The 16,175-nt window shown below is 73.1% G+C and carries 17 protein-coding genes; 10 read left to right on the forward strand and 7 right to left on the reverse strand.

Features of this window, described 5'->3' with window-relative positions; all coding sequences use genetic code 11:
* Positions 1–20: 20 nt before the first annotated feature.
* Positions 21–932, reverse strand: coding sequence for a polyphosphate kinase 2 family protein (locus LVO85_RS13405; protein WP_232747996.1), 912 nt, complete (start codon positions 930–932; stop codon positions 21–23).
* Between the two features lie 45 nt (positions 933–977).
* Here LVO85_RS13405 and LVO85_RS13410 point away from each other — a divergent pair, with 45 nt between their 5' ends.
* Positions 978–1,730 carry a dihydrofolate reductase family protein gene (locus LVO85_RS13410; RefSeq protein WP_232747997.1) on the forward strand — a complete coding sequence of 251 codons (753 nt, stop codon included), beginning with the start codon at positions 978–980 and terminating at the stop codon, positions 1,728–1,730.
* Here the strand turns inward: LVO85_RS13410 and LVO85_RS13415 are convergent.
* Together LVO85_RS13415 and LVO85_RS13420 are read right to left on the reverse strand one after the other, a co-directional pair.
* Positions 1,687–2,946, reverse strand: a complete 1,260-nt coding sequence (locus LVO85_RS13415) for an alpha/beta hydrolase family protein (protein WP_232747998.1) — start codon at positions 2,944–2,946, stop codon at positions 1,687–1,689. The genes LVO85_RS13410 and LVO85_RS13415 overlap by 44 nt on opposite strands.
* The gene (locus LVO85_RS13420; protein ID WP_232747999.1) at positions 2,946–4,013 is read right to left on the reverse strand and encodes an ATP-dependent DNA ligase; all 1,068 of its coding nucleotides are present in this window, start codon (positions 4,011–4,013) and stop codon (positions 2,946–2,948) included. The genes LVO85_RS13415 and LVO85_RS13420 overlap by 1 nt, the downstream gene beginning before the upstream one ends.
* A 167-nt stretch (positions 4,014–4,180) precedes the next feature.
* Between LVO85_RS13420 and LVO85_RS13425 the strand changes: the two genes are divergently transcribed.
* Together LVO85_RS13425 and LVO85_RS13430 are read left to right on the forward strand one after the other, a co-directional pair.
* Positions 4,181–4,336: a DUF6131 family protein gene (locus LVO85_RS13425; protein WP_232748000.1), complete on the forward strand. Its 156-nt coding sequence runs from the start codon at positions 4,181–4,183 to the stop codon at positions 4,334–4,336.
* Between the two features lie 97 nt (positions 4,337–4,433).
* On the forward strand, positions 4,434–5,114 hold the full coding sequence (locus tag LVO85_RS13430) for a hypothetical protein (protein ID WP_232748001.1): 681 nt from the start codon (positions 4,434–4,436) through the stop codon (positions 5,112–5,114).
* A gap of 46 nt (positions 5,115–5,160) precedes the next feature.
* Here the strand turns inward: LVO85_RS13430 and ligD are convergent, their stop codons facing one another.
* Positions 5,161–6,225, reverse strand: a complete 1,065-nt coding sequence (gene ligD / locus LVO85_RS13435) for a non-homologous end-joining DNA ligase (RefSeq protein WP_232748002.1) — start codon at positions 6,223–6,225, stop codon at positions 5,161–5,163.
* A gap of 65 nt (positions 6,226–6,290) precedes the next feature.
* Between ligD and msrB the strand changes: the two genes are divergently transcribed.
* Positions 6,291–6,719, forward strand: coding sequence for a peptide-methionine (R)-S-oxide reductase MsrB (gene msrB / locus LVO85_RS13440; RefSeq protein WP_232748003.1), 429 nt, complete (start codon positions 6,291–6,293; stop codon positions 6,717–6,719).
* A gap of 18 nt (positions 6,720–6,737) precedes the next feature.
* On the opposite strand, the gene hemQ is transcribed toward msrB, so the two are convergent.
* The gene (gene hemQ / locus LVO85_RS13445; RefSeq protein ID WP_232748004.1) at positions 6,738–7,445 is read right to left on the reverse strand and encodes a hydrogen peroxide-dependent heme synthase; all 708 of its coding nucleotides are present in this window, start codon (positions 7,443–7,445) and stop codon (positions 6,738–6,740) included.
* Between the two features lie 28 nt (positions 7,446–7,473).
* A complete protein-coding gene (hemG, locus tag LVO85_RS13450) occupies positions 7,474–8,892 on the reverse strand; it encodes a protoporphyrinogen oxidase (RefSeq protein WP_232748005.1) in 1,419 nt (472 codons plus the stop codon).
* A 113-nt stretch (positions 8,893–9,005) separates the two neighbouring features.
* Between hemG and LVO85_RS13455 the strand changes: the two genes are divergently transcribed.
* The gene (locus LVO85_RS13455; protein WP_232748006.1) at positions 9,006–9,998 is read left to right on the forward strand and encodes a DUF4349 domain-containing protein; all 993 of its coding nucleotides are present in this window, start codon (positions 9,006–9,008) and stop codon (positions 9,996–9,998) included.
* Here LVO85_RS13455 and hemE read toward each other — a convergent pair.
* Positions 9,943–11,025, reverse strand: a complete 1,083-nt coding sequence (hemE, locus tag LVO85_RS13460) for a uroporphyrinogen decarboxylase (protein ID WP_232748007.1) — start codon at positions 11,023–11,025, stop codon at positions 9,943–9,945. The genes LVO85_RS13455 and hemE overlap by 56 nt on opposite strands.
* Positions 11,026–11,105: 80 nt before the next feature.
* Between hemE and LVO85_RS13465 the strand changes: the two genes are divergently transcribed.
* Genes LVO85_RS13465 through LVO85_RS13485 form a run of 5 tightly spaced genes read left to right on the forward strand, consistent with a single transcriptional unit; the run spans position 11,106 to position 16,172 of the window.
* Complete coding sequence (locus LVO85_RS13465; protein ID WP_232748008.1) at positions 11,106–11,729, forward strand: DUF3000 domain-containing protein; 624 nt, start codon at positions 11,106–11,108, stop codon at positions 11,727–11,729.
* 9 nt (positions 11,730–11,738) lie between these two features.
* Positions 11,739–12,989: an HRDC domain-containing protein gene (locus tag LVO85_RS13470; RefSeq protein ID WP_232748009.1), complete on the forward strand. Its 1,251-nt coding sequence runs from the start codon at positions 11,739–11,741 to the stop codon at positions 12,987–12,989.
* 57 nt (positions 12,990–13,046) lie between these two features.
* Complete coding sequence (locus LVO85_RS13475) at positions 13,047–14,576, forward strand: helix-turn-helix domain-containing protein (RefSeq protein ID WP_232748010.1); 1,530 nt, start codon at positions 13,047–13,049, stop codon at positions 14,574–14,576.
* Positions 14,577–14,588: 12 nt separating this feature from the next.
* Positions 14,589–15,383: a spermidine synthase gene (locus LVO85_RS13480; RefSeq protein WP_332875439.1), complete on the forward strand. Its 795-nt coding sequence runs from the start codon at positions 14,589–14,591 to the stop codon at positions 15,381–15,383.
* A gap of 9 nt (positions 15,384–15,392) precedes the next feature.
* Positions 15,393–16,172 carry a glycerophosphodiester phosphodiesterase gene (locus LVO85_RS13485; RefSeq protein ID WP_232748011.1) on the forward strand — a complete coding sequence of 260 codons (780 nt, stop codon included), beginning with the start codon at positions 15,393–15,395 and terminating at the stop codon, positions 16,170–16,172.
* Positions 16,173–16,175 lie beyond the last annotated feature (3 nt).

Raw genomic sequence — 16,175 nt, forward strand, 5'->3', positions numbered from 1 at the left:
CGGCGCGGTCGGCCGCGGGCTCAGCTCGCGGCCAGCCGCGCCTTCTCGGTCTCCACGTCGAAGTCGGCCGACGGCCAGGCCAGGTCGAGGGACCGCATGTGCTCGAGCAGGAGCTGCTGCACCGCCAGGCGGGCATACCACTTGCGGTCCGCGGGCACCACGAACCAGGGCACTGCCTCCGTCGAGCACTTCACCAGCGCCGCCTGGTAGGCCTCCATGTAGTCGTCCCAGTGGCCCCGCTCGGTCACGTCGCCGGGGTTGTACTTCCAGTGCTTGTCGGGGCGGTCGAGCCGCTCCTGCAGCCGCTCGCCCTGCTCCTTCTTCGAGATGTGCATCATCACCTTGACGACCGTCGTCCCGTCCGCCACGAGGCTCTGCTCGAAGTCGTTGATGGTGCGGTAGCGCCGCTTCCACTGGGCCGGTGGCACCAGGTCGTGGACGCGCACGATGAGCACGTCCTCGTAGTGCGAGCGGTCGAAGACCCCGATCATGCCGGGCCCGGGCAGCGCATTGCGGATGCGCCACAGGAAGGGGTGGTCGAGCTCCTCCTGCGTGGGCTTCTTGAAGGCGGTGAGCTCCACGCCCTGAGGGTCCACCGAGCCGATGACGTGGCGCATGATGCCACCCTTGCCTGCCGTGTCGAGACCTTGGATGACCAGCAGCACGCGCTCGGCTCCCCCGGTGCGCCCGTGGGCGAAGAGCTTCTCCTGCAGCACGTCGAGCTCGGCGTCCGCCGCCGCGAGCGCCTCCTTGCCCTCGGCCTTCTTGCCGTCGAAGACCGGCGTGTCCCGGGGGTCCACGTCGGTCAGAGCGAAGCCCTCCCCCACGCGCAGTGCGTCGCTGAAGGGGGTCGCCGACTCCGTGGCCGTCGCCCGGCCCTTCGTGGTGCTGCTGCCAGCCTTCTTCGTCGCCTTGCTCTTCTTCTTCGCCATGGGCCATGGTGACACGCTGCGAGTGAGTGCGCCACGATGGGCGCCATGGAGCGGAGCAGCGGCGGCACAACGGATCTGCGCAGTGGTGTCACCGGTCGGGACGAGCTGGCCGAGCTGTATGCCGTCACGGCCCGGCGGTGGGTGCGAGCCGGCTTCGTCAGCACCTTGGACGGTCGTGTCGGCGGACCCGACGGGCTCTCCGGCTCCATCGGCTCCCCTGCCGACAAGGTCGTCTTCGACACCGTGCGGGCTCTGGCCGACGTCGTGGTGGTCGCCTCGGGCACCCTGCGCGTCGAGGGCTACACCCGCCTGGCCACCGCGCCCGGCTGGCTGGACCACCGTGAGCGGGCAGGGCGGCCGCCACACCCGCCGCTGGTGGCCGTCACCGCCTCGGGTGACCTGCCCGAGCGACTGCTGCAGGAGCGCCCCGGCACCGGCGACCTCGTCGTCGCGGTGGCCCGGCGCACCGACCCCCGGAGGGTGGCCGGGCTGAGGGACCGGCTCGGAGACGAGGCGGTCCTGGTCTGCGGCACGGACGAGGTGGAGCCCGAGGTGCTGCTGGAGCAGCTGGCGGAGCGGGGCTGGCGCCACGTGCTCCTCGAGGGCGGCCCGAGCCTGCTGGCCCAGTGGGTCGACGCGGAGGTCGTGGACGAGCTCTGCCTCACCCTGCGGCCCCTGCTCGTGGGCGGTGGTGGGCCGTCGCTGCTCACCGGTGCACCGGAGCGGGTGCGACAGGCCCGGCTGCTCTCGGTGCTCAGTCTCGACGACGACCTGATGATGCGCTACCGCCTGCGCTGACCGTCGGAGGCGGGTCGTCGCGGATGGCGCCGGTGGTGAGGAAGTCGGCCACCAGCCGTTCCCACCGCTGGGGGTCGGTGTTCCACTCCCGGCAGTGCAGCGCCTGCTCCCACAGCGCCAGCTGCACCAGGTCGGGCCGGCGCCGCGCCAGGGCCTGCGAGGGACCCGAGGGCACGACGTCGTCGGCCACCGAGTGGATGAGCAGCACCGGGTGCTCGAGCTCGTCGGCCCGGGCCACCCAGTTGGTCACCCCGATGTCGATGGGCTCGGCCGCGCCGAGCAGCCCGCGGGCCCACGGGTGCCCCAGCAGTCCTTTGGAGATCACGTCGGCGCCGAAGGGCATCCGGTTGATGTCGGCCTGGTGGGAGATGACGTCGCCCCAGTCGATGACCGGGCCGTCGAGCACCACCTTGCGCACCCACCCTGCCAGCGGCGAGCGGTCCAGGGTCTGCAGCACGACGGCGCCCCCCATGGACCATCCGAACAGCACGACCTCGCGGGCGCCGTGACGCACGGCATACCGGATGGCGGCCTCGATGTCCCGCCACTCCGACAGCCCGAGGTTGTAACGGCCGTCGATGCTGGCGGGGGCGCCGATGTCGTTGCGGTACATGGGGACCAAGGAGACGTACCCCAGGCGGTGCAGCACCGGCAGGGCCCGCAGGGTCTCCTCGCGACGGGCGCTGCGGCCGTGCACGAGGACGGCCCATCGCGTGCGGTCTCCGTCGGTGTCGGCGGCCGGGGGCACGCGCCACGCCGGGAGGTCGCCGATGTCGCTGGTGACCAGGACGTCCTCGTGCGCCAGCCCGTGCGCCGTCATCGGGTCACCGCAGTAGAGGTAGCCGTTCCACCGGGCCGTGCCCACCCGGAGCTCCCCGGCGTCCACGCCGAGCACCTCCCGGGTCACGGTGTGCTCGGCGGCCCGTCGCGACGTCGCGTCGACCGCGAGGACGTCGCCCAGGCGGGCGTGGCCCGCTCCACCGTCGAGCCACAGCCCGTAGTGCCCCGGGGCGAGGGTGTGCGGCTCGGCGACCAGGGTGACGGTGCCGTCGCCGACCTCGACCACGGTCGTGTCGTCCTTCTTCTCGTGCTCCGGGGTGATGATGCGGCGGGCGAAGTAGGTCGCGGCACCGAACGAGCCCAGCGAGGCCACCACCCCCAGGGCCATCCCGGCCACGGCAGCGGTGGTCGCGGCCCGCGCGGCCTTGGCGTCCATCAGCGTCCGTCCAGCACGTCGGACAGGTCGAACGCGACCGGGCGCTCCAGCTGGTCGTAGGTGCAGCTGGACGGGTCGCGGTCGGGCCTCCAGCGCACGAACTGGGTCGTATGCCGGAAGCGTGCACCCTCCATGTAGTCGTACTTCACCTCGAGCACCCGCTCCGGTCGCAGCGGCACGAAGGACAGGTCCTTGCCGGCGTTCCACCGCGACGTCTCGTTCTTGCGCGGGGTCCGCTCCCCGGCCTCGTGCGCCGCCCAGCTCCACGGGTGCTCGTCCCAGGCGCAGACCAGCGGCTGCAGCTCGGCGAAGAGCTCCCTGCGGCGGGCCATCGGGAACGCCCCGACGACCCCGACGCTGGCCAGCGTGCCCGCGTCGTCGTAGAGGCCCAGCAGCAGTGAGCCGACGACGCCGGGTCCGGACTTGTGCACGCGGTAGCCGGCCAGCACACAGTCGGCCGTGCGCACGTGCTTGACCTTGGTCATCACGCGCTTGTCGGGCTGGTAGGTCAGCGTGGGCGACTTGGCGACCAGGCCGTCCAGACCCGCGCCCTCGAACTGCTCGAACCAGCGCCGGGCCTCCTCCACGTCGCGGGTGAGCGGGGTGAGGTGGACGGGCGCCTGCGCGGTGGCGAAGGCCTCCTCCAGCAGGGCGCGCCGGCGCTCGAGCGGCTCCTGGGTGAGGTCGTCGTCACCCAGCGCCAGCAGGTCGAAGGCGACGAAGCTCGCCGGCGTCTGCTCCGCGAGCATCCGCACGCGGCTGTCCGCCGGGTGGATCCGCTGCTGCAGCGCCTCGAAGTCGAGGCGGTTGCCGGCCAGGTCGGCGACGACGATCTCACCGTCGACCACGGCCCGCTGCGGGAAGGATGCCAGGACCGCGTCCACCACCTCGGGGAAGTAGCGGGTCAGGGGACGCTCGTTCCGGCTGCCGATGACGACCTCGTCACCGTCCCGGAAGACGACCGACCGGAAGCCGTCCCACTTGGGCTCGTAGAGCTGCCCCGGCGGGATGGTGGTCGCGGGCTTGGCCAGCATCGGCTTGACCGGCGGCATGACGGGCAGGTCCACAGCACACATCCTGCCCCATACCGCTGACACCCGGTGGAACCCGGCAGCCCCGGTCGAGTCCCCCGGAGCGGAGTCCCCGCCATCCGTTCCGGTCGCCGCACAGCACGGTCGGCACTAACCTCAGAAGGCAGCGCAACACGAAGAGCCTGCACAACGAAGGAGCCACCGTGATCATCCTGGGCGTCATCCTCATCGTGCTCGGCGTCGTCCTCGACATCGGCATCCTCTACACGATCGGCATCATCCTGGCCGTCATCGGAGCCATCCTGTGGGTCCTCGGCCTGATGGGCCGCGCTGTCGGCGGACGTGCGCACTACTACTGAGCCGCGTCACCCCCACCAGACTGCGCCCCTCGACCGCACCGGTCGGGGGGCGCTGCCACGTCGCGTGCACACCATGGTGACTCGCTACCCTGGGGTCGTGCAGCTCCAGGTTCTTGGTCCCTCCGGCGTCGGCAAGACGACGACCCTGCGGGCCGCCGAGGCACTGCGCTCGGACCCTCCCGAGTGGCTCGCACCGGCGGAGGCCGACGCGCTCGTCCCGCGGGCGACGAGCGCCCGGGCACGCGGGGAGGGGGTCAACCACGAGATGTTCGCCGCCCTCGTCGACGGGTGCGTCGACGTGCTGTCGCGGGCGCACCTGCGCCCCTCCCAGAAGATCGCCGCGCTCACCATCCTGCGCGAGTCCTGCTACAAGGCCCTGATGCTGCACCGCCTCCACCCCCACCTGCCTGTCGTGCACGACGAGCTCGTGCTCAACCGCGCCTTCAGCGTGCTGACCCACTCCTCCCGGCTCGAGCGCGACGCCACCTGGTTCTTCGAGACCGCTCCGGTGCCGGACCGGGCCGTGGTGATGAGAGCCGACCCGTCCACCCTCGTGTCCCGGGTGCTCGAGCGTGGCACCCGCCCGAACGTCTACCTCTTCACCGACGACACGCAGCTGCCTGAGGTCGTCGCGCGCACCCTGGAGGTTGCCACCGTGGCCGCCGAGTCCCTGGCCGCGCGAGGTGTGTCGGTCCTCACGCTCGAGCTCGGGGACGACACCGCGGCGTCAGCGCGGGCCCTGCACGAGGCCGTCGTCGGGGGGCCGCCGACGGCGTGAGGTGCGCCGGCCTGCCCGTGCGCGTCCAGGCTCGTCGTGCCGCCGCTCAGCCGGGGATGTCGTCGGGGATGTCGTGCCGCTTGCGGCTGGGCTGCACCCGTCGTGGCTCGCCCGGCATCTTGGGGTAGTCGGGCGGGAAGGGCATCTCCCCCAGGCCGCGCTCCAGGTCGGCCTGCCACAGCTCCAGCGCGGCGTCCAGGGACGGCGCGGCCGCGGGGTCCGGGCCGTGCAGGCCCTCCCACGGGTCGCCGCCCTCGGCGAGCCGCGCAGGCACCGTGTGGACGGTGAGGCCGCCGGGCGTGACGTGGGTGAGCTCGTCCCACTCGACCGGCACCGAGACCGGCGCACCCGGCAGCGGGCGTGGGCTCCAGGCGGAGGCCAGGGTGCGGTCGCGACAGGCCTGGTTGAAGTCCACGAAGACCTTGTCGCCGCGCTCCTCCTTCCACCACGCCGTCGTGACGAGCTCTGGCATCCGCCGCTCCACCTCGCGGGCGAGGCCGATGACGGCGTGGCGCACGTCGAGGAACTCCCGCTCCGGGCGCACCTCGGCGAAGACGTGCACACCCCGGCTGCCGGTGGTCTTGACGAAGGGACGGAGCCCGACCTCCTCGAGCACCGTGCGCAGGGCCAGCGCGACGGTCACCACGTCCCGGAACGGGCGGCCGGGCTGGGGGTCCAGGTCGACCCTGACCTCGTCCGGACGGTCGGTGTCCGGGGTCCGCACCGGCCAGGGGTGGAAGGTGATGGTGTTCATCTGCACCGCCCACACCGCTGCCGCCACCTCGTCGACGACCAGCTGTGGGTGACGACGCCCGGAGGGGTAGGTGACCTCCACCGTGCGGACCCACTCCGGCACACCCCGCGGTGGGTTCTTGGAGTAGAACTCCTCCCCCTCGATGCCGGTGGGGAGGCGCTGCAGCGTCACCGGACGGTCCGCCAGACCACGCATCAGCGGCTCGCCGACCGCCACGACATACCGGGCCAGGTCGAGCTTGGTCACGGCCGGGCCGTGCTCGCTCGCGGGCCACAGCACCCGCTCCGGGCTGCTCACGCGCACCGACCTGTGGGACCCGTCGGCGGCGGTCACGTCGAGGCTGGTGGCACTGCCCATGGGCCCGAGGCTACCGACCGGCGGGTCGCGGGAAGACCTGAGACGCCGTCGGCGTTGCTCGCTGCATGAGCGAGAACACGCAGCAGGACAGCAGCTACACGGTCGAGAAGTCCGAGCAGGAGTGGCGCGCCACCCTCACCCCGCAGGAGTTCCACATCCTCCGGGAGGCGGGCACGGAGCGCCCGTTCGTCGGTGAGTACACCAACACGAAGACCGAGGGTGTGTACGACTGTCGCGCGTGCGGGGCGGAGCTGTTCCGCAGCGACACCAAGTTCGACAGCCACTGCGGGTGGCCGTCCTTCTACTCCCCGCTCGCCGAGGACCGGGTCGAGTACGTCGAGGACCGCTCCCTGGGCCGCACCCGCACCGAGGTGCGCTGCGCCAGCTGCGGGTCCCACCTGGGCCACGTGTTCGAGGGCGAGGGCTACGAGACGCCCACCGACCTGCGCTACTGCATCAACTCCGTCAGCATGTCGCTGCGCCCGGCCGAGTGACCCGGCGACGGTGCACGCTCAGGGCACCGAGGCGAGGAACTGCTCGACGCTGACGAGCGGCCCGGTGTAGAACGGGACCTCCTCGCGCACGTGCAGACGCGCGCGGGTGTTGCGCAGCTCACGCATGAGGTCCACGATCCGGTGCAGCTCGTCGGCCTCGAAGGCCAGGATCCACTCGTAGTCGCCGAGCGCGAACGAGGACAGGGTGTTGGCGCGCACGTCGGTGTAGTCCCGTGCGGCGAGGCCGTGCTCCTTGAGCATGGCCCGCCGCTCGCCCTCGTCCATGACGTACCACTCGTAGGACCGCACGAAGGGGTAGACGCACAGGTAGCGGCGCGGGGCCTCGCCCGCGAGGAAGGCCGGCACGTGCCCGCGGTTGAACTCCGCGGGGCGGTGCATCGCCACCTGGGACCAGACCGGCTCCAGGTGCCGCCCCAGCGCGGTGCGGCGCAGCCGCTGGTAGGCCGCCTGCACCTGCTCGACCATCGGTGCGTGCCACCAGACCATCAGGTCCGCGTCGGCGCGCAGACCCGACACGTCGTAGAGACCGCGCACGACCACGCCGTCCTCGCCCAGCCCCTCCAGGAGGGCACCGACCTCGGCCGCCATGGCGTCGCGGTCGCCGTCCACCGGGCCGCTCACGCGGAACACGGAGTACATCGCGTAGCGGATGCCGCTGTTGATCTCGTCGATCTGCTCAGGGGTGGGGTGCACGACGTCGGTCATGGGCCCCAGTCTGACCCAGTGACCCCCGTCACACGGGGTCGGGTGCGGCCACGGCCAGCCGGGCCGCTGCCCGCCCCGAGGCGATGCAGGCCGGGACGCCGACGCCGTCGTAGGTCGCGCCGCAGACCGCGAGCCCCGGCACCGACGCGACGTCGGCGCGCACCGCGGCCACCCGCTCACGGTGGCCCACGGCGTACTGCGGCAGACCTCCCCCCCACCGCTGCACGTGGGCGTCGACCGGTGCGGGCAACGTGGCGCCCAGCAGGTGCGAGAGCTCGGCGACCGCCAGGTCGACCAGGTCGGGGTCGGAGCGCTGGAGGACCGCCTCCTCCCGGTGCCGACCGGCGGAGGCACGCAGCAGCACCAGGTCCTCCCCCTGCGGCCCGGCAGCGGCCCCTGCCTCGCGCACCCAGTCCCACTTCACGGTGCTGAACGTCGCCGCCTTGACCGGGCGGCCTTCGACCGGGGGCACCAGGACGCCGGAGCCCACCAGCACGGGCAGGTCCGCCGCGCGGTAGGCGAGGGTGACCAGCGCCATCGAGGCGGTCTCCACCTCACCCAGCAGCCGCGCCGCCCGGGGCGCCACCTCGCCGAGCAGCCGCGCCGCCGGGGCCGGCGGGAGCGCCACCACCACGGCGTCGGTGCGGTATGCCGTGGGCCAGGGCACCGGTCCGGTCACCACGTCGAAGCCGCCCGCGGGCCGACGGTGCAGCTCGCGGACGGTCACCCCCGTCTCGATGCGCACCCCCCGGGCCTGCAGCTCCTCGCCGAGACGGTCGGCCAGCCGGTGCAGACCTCCCCGGAGGCCGGCGAACACCGGAGGGGAGGGCGCTCCCGTCGCCGGCGGTGGCAGCGCCGCGGCCGCGGTGGCGACGAGCGGCTCCCCCCGAGTGTGCGCCGGCAGCAGGACAGGCAGGGCGGCCGCCGTCGAGATCTCCCGGGCATGGCCCGCGTAGACGCCGCCGAGCAGCGGCTCGAGGAGCCGGTCGACCACGGCGTCGCCCAGCCTCCGGGCGACCAGCTCGCCGATCGCCACGTCGGCCTCGTCGCTCGGCGAGGCCACCTCGGCACGCACGCGCTCGAGCTCGTCCTCGGTGAGCAGGCCGCGCAGGCCCTCGACGTCGGACGGGATGCCCATGAGCGTGCGTGCCGGCATGGGATGCAGCCGACCCCGGCTCCAGATCGACGCCGTCGCCGTCGCCGGGTGCACGAGGTCGTCGCCGAGGCCGACCTCGCGGACCAGGTCGACCGCCTCGGGCCGCCGCGCCAGCACCGACTCGGCGCCCAGGTCGACCGTGACACCGCCCACCCGGCCACCGAGGAGCTTGCCCCCGACCCGAGGGCTCGCCTCCAAGACGGTCACCTCGGTGCCCGGACGCTCACGGACCAGCTCCCACGCCGCCGCGAGACCGCTGATGCCGCCGCCGACGACCACACACGTTGCCATGGCCACCACTCTCGCACCCGTGCAGGCGTGACCCGATCGTGACCCGGACGAGGGAGCCGTGAGGACGGCGCCACCCTCCAACAGGAGTCACCCCGCCGCTCCAGGAGGTCACCATGGACACCACGCCCGTCCGCCCGCGAGGACCCGTCACCGTGCTGCTCATGGTGCTCGCCCTGCTCGCTGTGCTCGTCGCCGGCTGCGCGGGCGCCGGCGACGACACCGCCGACTCCGGGGGCGAGGCCGCTGTGGTGAGGCAGGACGACAGCGGCGCCGAAGGCCCCGGCCCCGAGGACATGGCGGGGGACATGGAGGGGGACGCGGCCGCCGAGGAGGGCTCCGACGGCGGGGCGGGGTCGGCGGCCGACGCCGCACAGGTGCGCGCCCAGGTCAGCGCCGACCAGGACCGGATGATCGCCCGCGACGCGACCCTGTCGCTGGTCGTCGACGACATCGACGCGTCCGCGGCGCAGGTGCGCGCGGCCGCCGTCGCGGCCGAGGGCTACGTCGTCTCCGAGGAGGTCGTGCCCACCAGGGAGCCCGTCGGCGACCCCGGCTACGCCACCTTCGTGCTCTCGGTGCCCTCCGCCCGTCTGGACGCCACGCTGGAGCAGCTGGGGACCTACGGCACCGTCACCAGCAGCACGCTCACCAGCCAGGACGTCACAGAGCGGTATGTCGACACGACGGCCCGCATCGAGACACTCGAGGCGAGCGTGGACCGGGTGCGCGGCCTGCTCGAGGAGGCCACGACCATCGCCGACATCGTCGACCTCGAGGCCGAGCTCGCCTCCCGTGAGGCCGAGCTCGACGCCATGCTGGCCGTGCAGCAGAGCATCGAGGCCGACGTGTCCCGCTCCTCGGTCACCGTGCACCTGAGCACCGACGAGGGGCTGCTGCTGGCCGCCGAGGAGGAGGACGGCGGCTTCCTGGCCGGGCTGCGACAGGGCTGGGAGGCCTTCGGGGCCGCGACCGCGGTGCTGCTGACCGGCATCGGCGCGGTGCTGCCCTTTCTCATCGCGGCGGCCGTCGTCGCCGTGCCGGTCGTGGCCCTCAGCCGCCGGCGCCGGGCCGGGGGATCGACTGCACCAGCTGCACCACCCGCGTGAGCACGTCGGGGTCGGTCTGCGGCAGCACGCCGTGGCCGAGGTTGAAGATGTGCCCCGGCGCCCCGTGCCCCTCCTCGACGATGCGACGCACCTGCGGGGCCAGCGCCTCCCACGGGGCGAACAGCAGCGCCGGGTCCAGGTTGCCCTGCACGGCGTAGCGGCCGCGGGTGCGGGTGATCGCGTCCGCGAGCGACACGCGGTAGTCGACACCGATCACGTCGGCTCCGGCCTCGGCCATGTCGACCAGCAGCTCGCCGGTGCCGACCCCGAAGTGGATGCGGGGCACGCCGGTCTCCGCCGCCGCGGCCAGCACCGCCCGGCTGTGCGGCTCGACGTGGCGCAGGTAGTCGGCGCGGGAGAGGAAGCCCGCCCACGAGTCGAAGAGCTGCACCGCGCTCGCCCCCGCCGCGGCCTGCACCTGCAGGAAGGCCGCCGAGATCTGGGCCAGCCGTGCGCAGAGGTCGTGCCAGAGCACCGGGTCGCCGTGCATGAGCGCCTTGGTGCGCTCGTGGTTCTTCGAGGGTCCTCCCTCGACGAGGTAGGACGCCAGCGTGAACGGGGCACCGGCGAAGCCGATGAGCGGCGTGGGGCCGAGCTCGGCGGTCAGCAGGCGCACGGACTCGGTGACGTCGGTGACATGCCCGGGGGTGAGCTCGGGCAGGCGGTCGAGGTCGGCACGGGTGCGGAACGGCTCCGCCACGACCGGCCCCACGCCCGGCCGGATCTCGATGTCGACCCCCACGGCCTGGACCGGCACCACGATGTCGCTGAAGAAGATCGCCGCGTCCACCCCGTGGCGCCGCACGGGCTGCAGGGTGATCTCCGTGACGAGCTCGGGGGTGCGGCACGCCGTGAGCATCTCGACGCCCTCGCGCAGGGCGCGGTACTCCGGCAGCGACCGCCCGGCCTGGCGCATGAACCACACGGGGGTCCGGTCCACCGGCAGCTGCCGGGCTGCACGGACCAGCAGGCTCTCCCGGGGGGAGACCGCCGCGGGGGGTGTGCTGTCAGGGGTGGGCTCGCTCACCGGACGATCCTCGCACGCCACGGCGCACCCCGGCGTTGCGGTCCACGGTCCGGCCCACCCCTCGGCATACTCTTACGGGTGTGGTGAGCCGCATCCCCGCCGGGCGCTCCGTGCCTGACGCAGAGTCCTCGCGAGACGCCGCCCTGTTCACCAGGGCACTGGCGGCGCTGCGTGGTGTCACCCTGCGCCCGGAGCTGGTGCTGGAGGAGGTGCCCGCCCCGACCCGCCTGTCACCGCACGCCGTCGCTCTCTCGGGTGAGGTCGTCACCTCCCGTGACCCCGACGACGAGCCCGTCGCCACCGGACGCTTCGTCCTGCTCTTCGACCCCTCCGGCCCGGAGCCGTGGGAAGGGACCTGGCGCGCCGTCACCTACGCCAAGGCCACGATGGAGCCGGAGGTCGGGGGTGACCCGATGGCCGGCGAGGTGGGCTGGTCCTGGCTGATGGACGCCCTGGGGTCCCGTGACCTGCGGTGGGCCGCCGAGGCCGGCACCGTCACCGGCGTCTCCTCCCAGAGCTTCGGCGCCCTCGCCGACCGCGAGCCCACGGTCGAGCTCGAGATCCGCGCCTCGTGGACCCCCCTCCTCGACGACGTCACCGACGTCGTGGGGCACCTGCAGGCCTGGGGCGACCTCATGTGCACGATCGCCGGACTGCCACCCCTGCCCGACGGTGTGGTCCCCCTCCCGGGCATCCGCAGGTAGGGCCGGGGGATGCCGGACGAGCACGACGACGAGGAGCTCGACGCCCTCGAACACCCGCGTGACGGCGTGCCCCCCGTGGTCGACGACCCCGACCTGCTGGAGCGGGCCGTCGACGCGCTCACCTCGGGCACCGGCCCGGTCGCGGTGGACGCCGAACGGGCCTCGGGCTACCGCTACGGGCAGAGCGCCTACCTCGTGCAGCTGCGCCGCGAGGGCGCGGGCACCTGGCTCGTCGACCCTGTGCCGTTGCCGGACCTGTCCGTGCTGGACGCGGCACTGGCCGACACCGAGTGGGTGCTCCACGCGGCCACCCAGGACATCCCGTGCCTGGCCGAGCTGGGCCTGCGCCCGCGCCGCCTGTTCGACACCGAGCTCGGCGCCCGGATCGCCGGGCTGCCGCGGGTCGGGCTGTCCTCGGTGCTCGAGTACTACCTGGGCGTGACCCTGGCCAAGGAGCACTCCGCGGTGGACTGGTCCACCCGGCCGCTGCCCGAGCCCTGGCTGCGCTACGCCGCCCTCGACGTCGAGCTGCTCGTCGAGCTGCGGCACCGCATGGAGCGGGACCTCGTCGAGCAGGGCAAGCTCGGGTGGGCCGCGCAGGAGTTCGACGCCCTCACCCGGTTCACCGGCCCCGAGCAACGGCCCGACCCGTGGCGACGCACCTCCGGCATGCACCGGGTGCGCACCCGGCGCGGGGCGGCGACGGTCCGCGAGCTGTGGCGCACCCGCGACGAGCTGGCCCGCCACCGGGACGTGACCCCGGGGCGCATCCTGCCGGACGCCACCCTCATCGACCTGGCCATGCGCGCTCCCGAGAGCGAGGCCACGCTGCACCGGGGCGCGACCGAGAAGAGCCAGACCCGGCAGCGCCGTGCCGCGCAGGGCCTGAAGCGACACGCCGGGGCGTGGGTCGGTGCCATCCGCGCCGCAGCCGAGATCCCCGACCGGGAGCTGCCCGACCTCACGACCGCCTCCGACGCACCCCCTCCTCCCCGCGCCTGGGCCGACCGCGACCCCGTCGCCGCGGCCCGCCTCACGCAGGTCAAGGAGGAGCTCGCCGCGCTCTCCGAGCACTACGAGGTGCCGGTCGAGAACCTGCTGACCCCGGACACCCTGCGGCGCGTGCTGTGGCGCCCGCCGGACCGCGACGACCCGACCGCGGTGGCCGCAGCGCTCACGGCATACGGAGCCCGTCCGTGGCAGTGCGAGCTCGTCGCGCCGGTCATCGCGCAGGCCCTGAAGGACCACCCGGCCGACTGACCAGCGACCCCCGGGGGGCGGCTGGCCATATCTCATATGTGATCTACAGTTGACGCCATGACCGAGCCCTACCTGTCACGCATCGGTGCCCTCATCCGGGACGCCCGCCGACACAAGGACCTGACACAGGCCGAGCTGGCCACCCTGCTGGGCACCAGCCAGAGCGCCGTCGCCCGCATCGAGCAGGGCAAGCAGAACCTCTCCCTGGAGATGCTGGCCCGCATCGGCGAGAGTCTCGACTCCGAGATCGTCTCCGTCGGCAGTGCCGTCCCGCAGAACCTGCGCATCACCGGCGGGGTCAAGCTCTCCGGCGAGATCGACGTGCGCACCTCCAAGAACGCAGCGGTCGCCCTGCTGTGTGCCTCCCTGCTCAACAAGGGCCGCACCACGCTGCGCAACCTCGCCCGGATCGAGGAGGTCAACCGCATCACCGAGGTGCTCACCAGCATCGGCTACAAGATCCGCTGGCTGCCGGACTCCTCCGACCTGGAGATCGTGCCCCCCGCAAAGATCGACCTCGACGCGATGGACCAGGCAGCGGCGCGTCGCACCCGCACGATCATCATGTTCCTCGGCCCCCTCATGCACGAGTTCGACGCCTTCGAGCTGCCCTACGCCGGGGGCTGCGACCTCGGCACCCGCACCGTCGAGCCGCACATGATCGCGCTGCGGCAGTTCGGCATCGACGTCACCGCCACCACCGGCACCTACCACGTCACCGTCGACCAGCACCGCCGCCCGACCAAGCCCATCGTGCTCACCGAGCGCGGCGACACCGTCACCGAGAACGTCCTCCTGGCGGCGGCACGCCACCCCGGCACGACGGTCATCCGCAACGCCTCGTCCAACTACATGGTCCAGGACCTCTGCGTCTTCCTGAAGGCGCTGGGCGTGCGCATCGAAGGGCTGGGCACGACCACCCTCGAGGTCACCGGTGTCCAGCACATCGACATGGACATCGAGTACTCCCCCTCCGAGGACCCGATCGAGGCGATGAGCCTGCTGGCTGCGGGGGTCGTGACCGGCAGCGAGATCCTCGTCAAGCGGGTGCCCATCGAGTTCATGGAGATCGAGCTCGCGGTCCTCGACACGATGGGCCTGCAGTACGAGATCTCCGAGGAGTACGTGTCCGCCAACGGCCACACCCGGCTGGTGGACCTGCGCACCATCCCCGGGGCCCTCAAGGCGCCGCTGGACAAGATCCACCCGCTGCCCTTCCCCGGGCTGAACATCGACAACCTGCCCTTCTTCGCGATCATCGCCGCCTGCGCGGAGGGGTCGACGATGATCCACGACTGGGTCTACGAGAACCGCGCGATCTACCTCACGGAGCTCACCACCCTGGGGGCCAAGGTCCACCTGATGGACCCCCACCGGGTGATGATCGAGGGGCCGACGAAGTGGCGTGCCGGGGAGATCATGTGTCCGCCGGCACTGCGCCCCGGCGTGGTGATCCTGCTGGCGATGCTGGCCGCACCCGGGGTCTCGGTGCTGCGCAACGTCTACGTCATCCACCGCGGCTACGAGGACCTCGCGACCCGTCTGAACAACCTCGGCGCCGACATCCAGACCTTCCGCGACATCTGAGCGGTGTCGCCCGTGGGGGTGGACTTCCGGCACGACGAGCGCGGCGGGGTCACCGTGCTGCTGGACGGGCACCCGCAGTCCTACGTCCACCCACAGGACCCGGGGCTGCTGGTCTTCGAGTACGTCCAGCACCTGGCGCTGGTGCTCGACGCCCTGCCCGGGGGCCGGCTCACCGTCACCCACGTGGGGGGCGCCGGCCTGACCCTGGCGCGCTACGTCGAGCACACCCGGCCGGGCTCCCCGCAGGTCGTGCTGGAGCCCGACGAGCGGCTGACCGCCGAGGTGCGCCGCGAGCTGCCGCTCCCCCGGCGCCACCGCATCCGGGTCCGCCCGGTCGACGGCGCGAGCGGCCTGCCCGTGCTGGCGGACGGCTCGGCGGACGTCGTCGTGGTGGACGCCTACGCCGGTGGTCGCGTGCCCGGCGACCTCGTCGGACGTGAAGCCATGCGCCAGTACGCCCGGGTGCTGGGCCCCGGCGGGCTCCTCCTGGTCAACCTGTCCGACGAGCCCGGCCTGCGCCACGTCGGCCGGGTGGTGGCCACGGCGCGCCAGGTGCTCCCGCACAGTGCGGTCCTCGGGATGGCCGAGGTGCTGAAGGGCCGGCGCTTCGGCAACGTCGTCCTGGTGGCCTCCGACCGGCCGTTGCCCGAGGCCGACCTTGCCCGGAGGCTGGCGGGCTCCCCCTTCCCCGCGGGCCTGCGCACCAGCGCGCAGACCGCCCGCTGGTCCGCCGGCTCGGCACCCTTCGGTGACGTCGGCGAGGACTCCCCCGCACCGCCCCTGCCCGGGCAGTGGCGACGGAGGTAGGTTCGGCAGGTGCGCACCGCCTACCTCGACCACGACGGCCCGATCGCGCTGGCTCACCGCGGCTTCTCCCGCGAAGGGCTGGAGAACTCCATGGCCGCGTTCGCCGCTGCGGTCGACCTCGGCCTGCGCTACGTCGAGACCGACGTCCACGCCACCTCCGACGAGGTCGTGGTGGCCTTCCACGACGAGAGCCTGGACCGGGTGACCGACCGCAGCGGGGCGATCACCGCCCTGCCCTGGCGCGAGGTCCGCGAGGCCCGGATCGGCGGGGTCGAGCCCGTGCCGACCCTGGAGGACCTGCTGGGCACCTGGCCGCAGCTGCGGGTCAACATCGACATCAAGACCCCAGGGGCCATCACCCCGACCGTGCGCGTGATCGAGCGGGCGCGCGCCCACGACCGGGTCTGCATCGCCTCGTTCTCCGACCGCCGGCGCCGCGAGACGCTCGCGCGTCTCAGCCGCCCCGTGGTCACCTCGGCGGGCAGGACGACCGGGGCGCTCTTCCGGATGGCCGCCGCGCTGCCGGGTCCGGTCCGGCACGGCGCGGTAGCCCGCGCCCTCCGGGCGGTGGACGGTCTACAGGTCCCCGTGCAGCACTCCGGGATCCCCCTGGTGACCGGTCAGACCGTCCGGGCCGCCCACCGGGCGGGCGCCTTCGTGCACGTCTGGACCGTCAACGACGCGGCCGAGATGCACCGGCTGCTCGACCTCGGGGTCGACGGGCTGGTCAGCGACCGCGCCGACCTCCTGCGGGAGGTCCTCGTCGCCCGTGGCCAGTGGCCAGGCTGAGCG

It is taken from the genome of Ornithinimicrobium sediminis (assembly GCF_021272345.1).
GTDB classification, from domain to species: domain Bacteria; phylum Actinomycetota; class Actinomycetes; order Actinomycetales; family Dermatophilaceae; genus Ornithinicoccus; species Ornithinicoccus sediminis_B.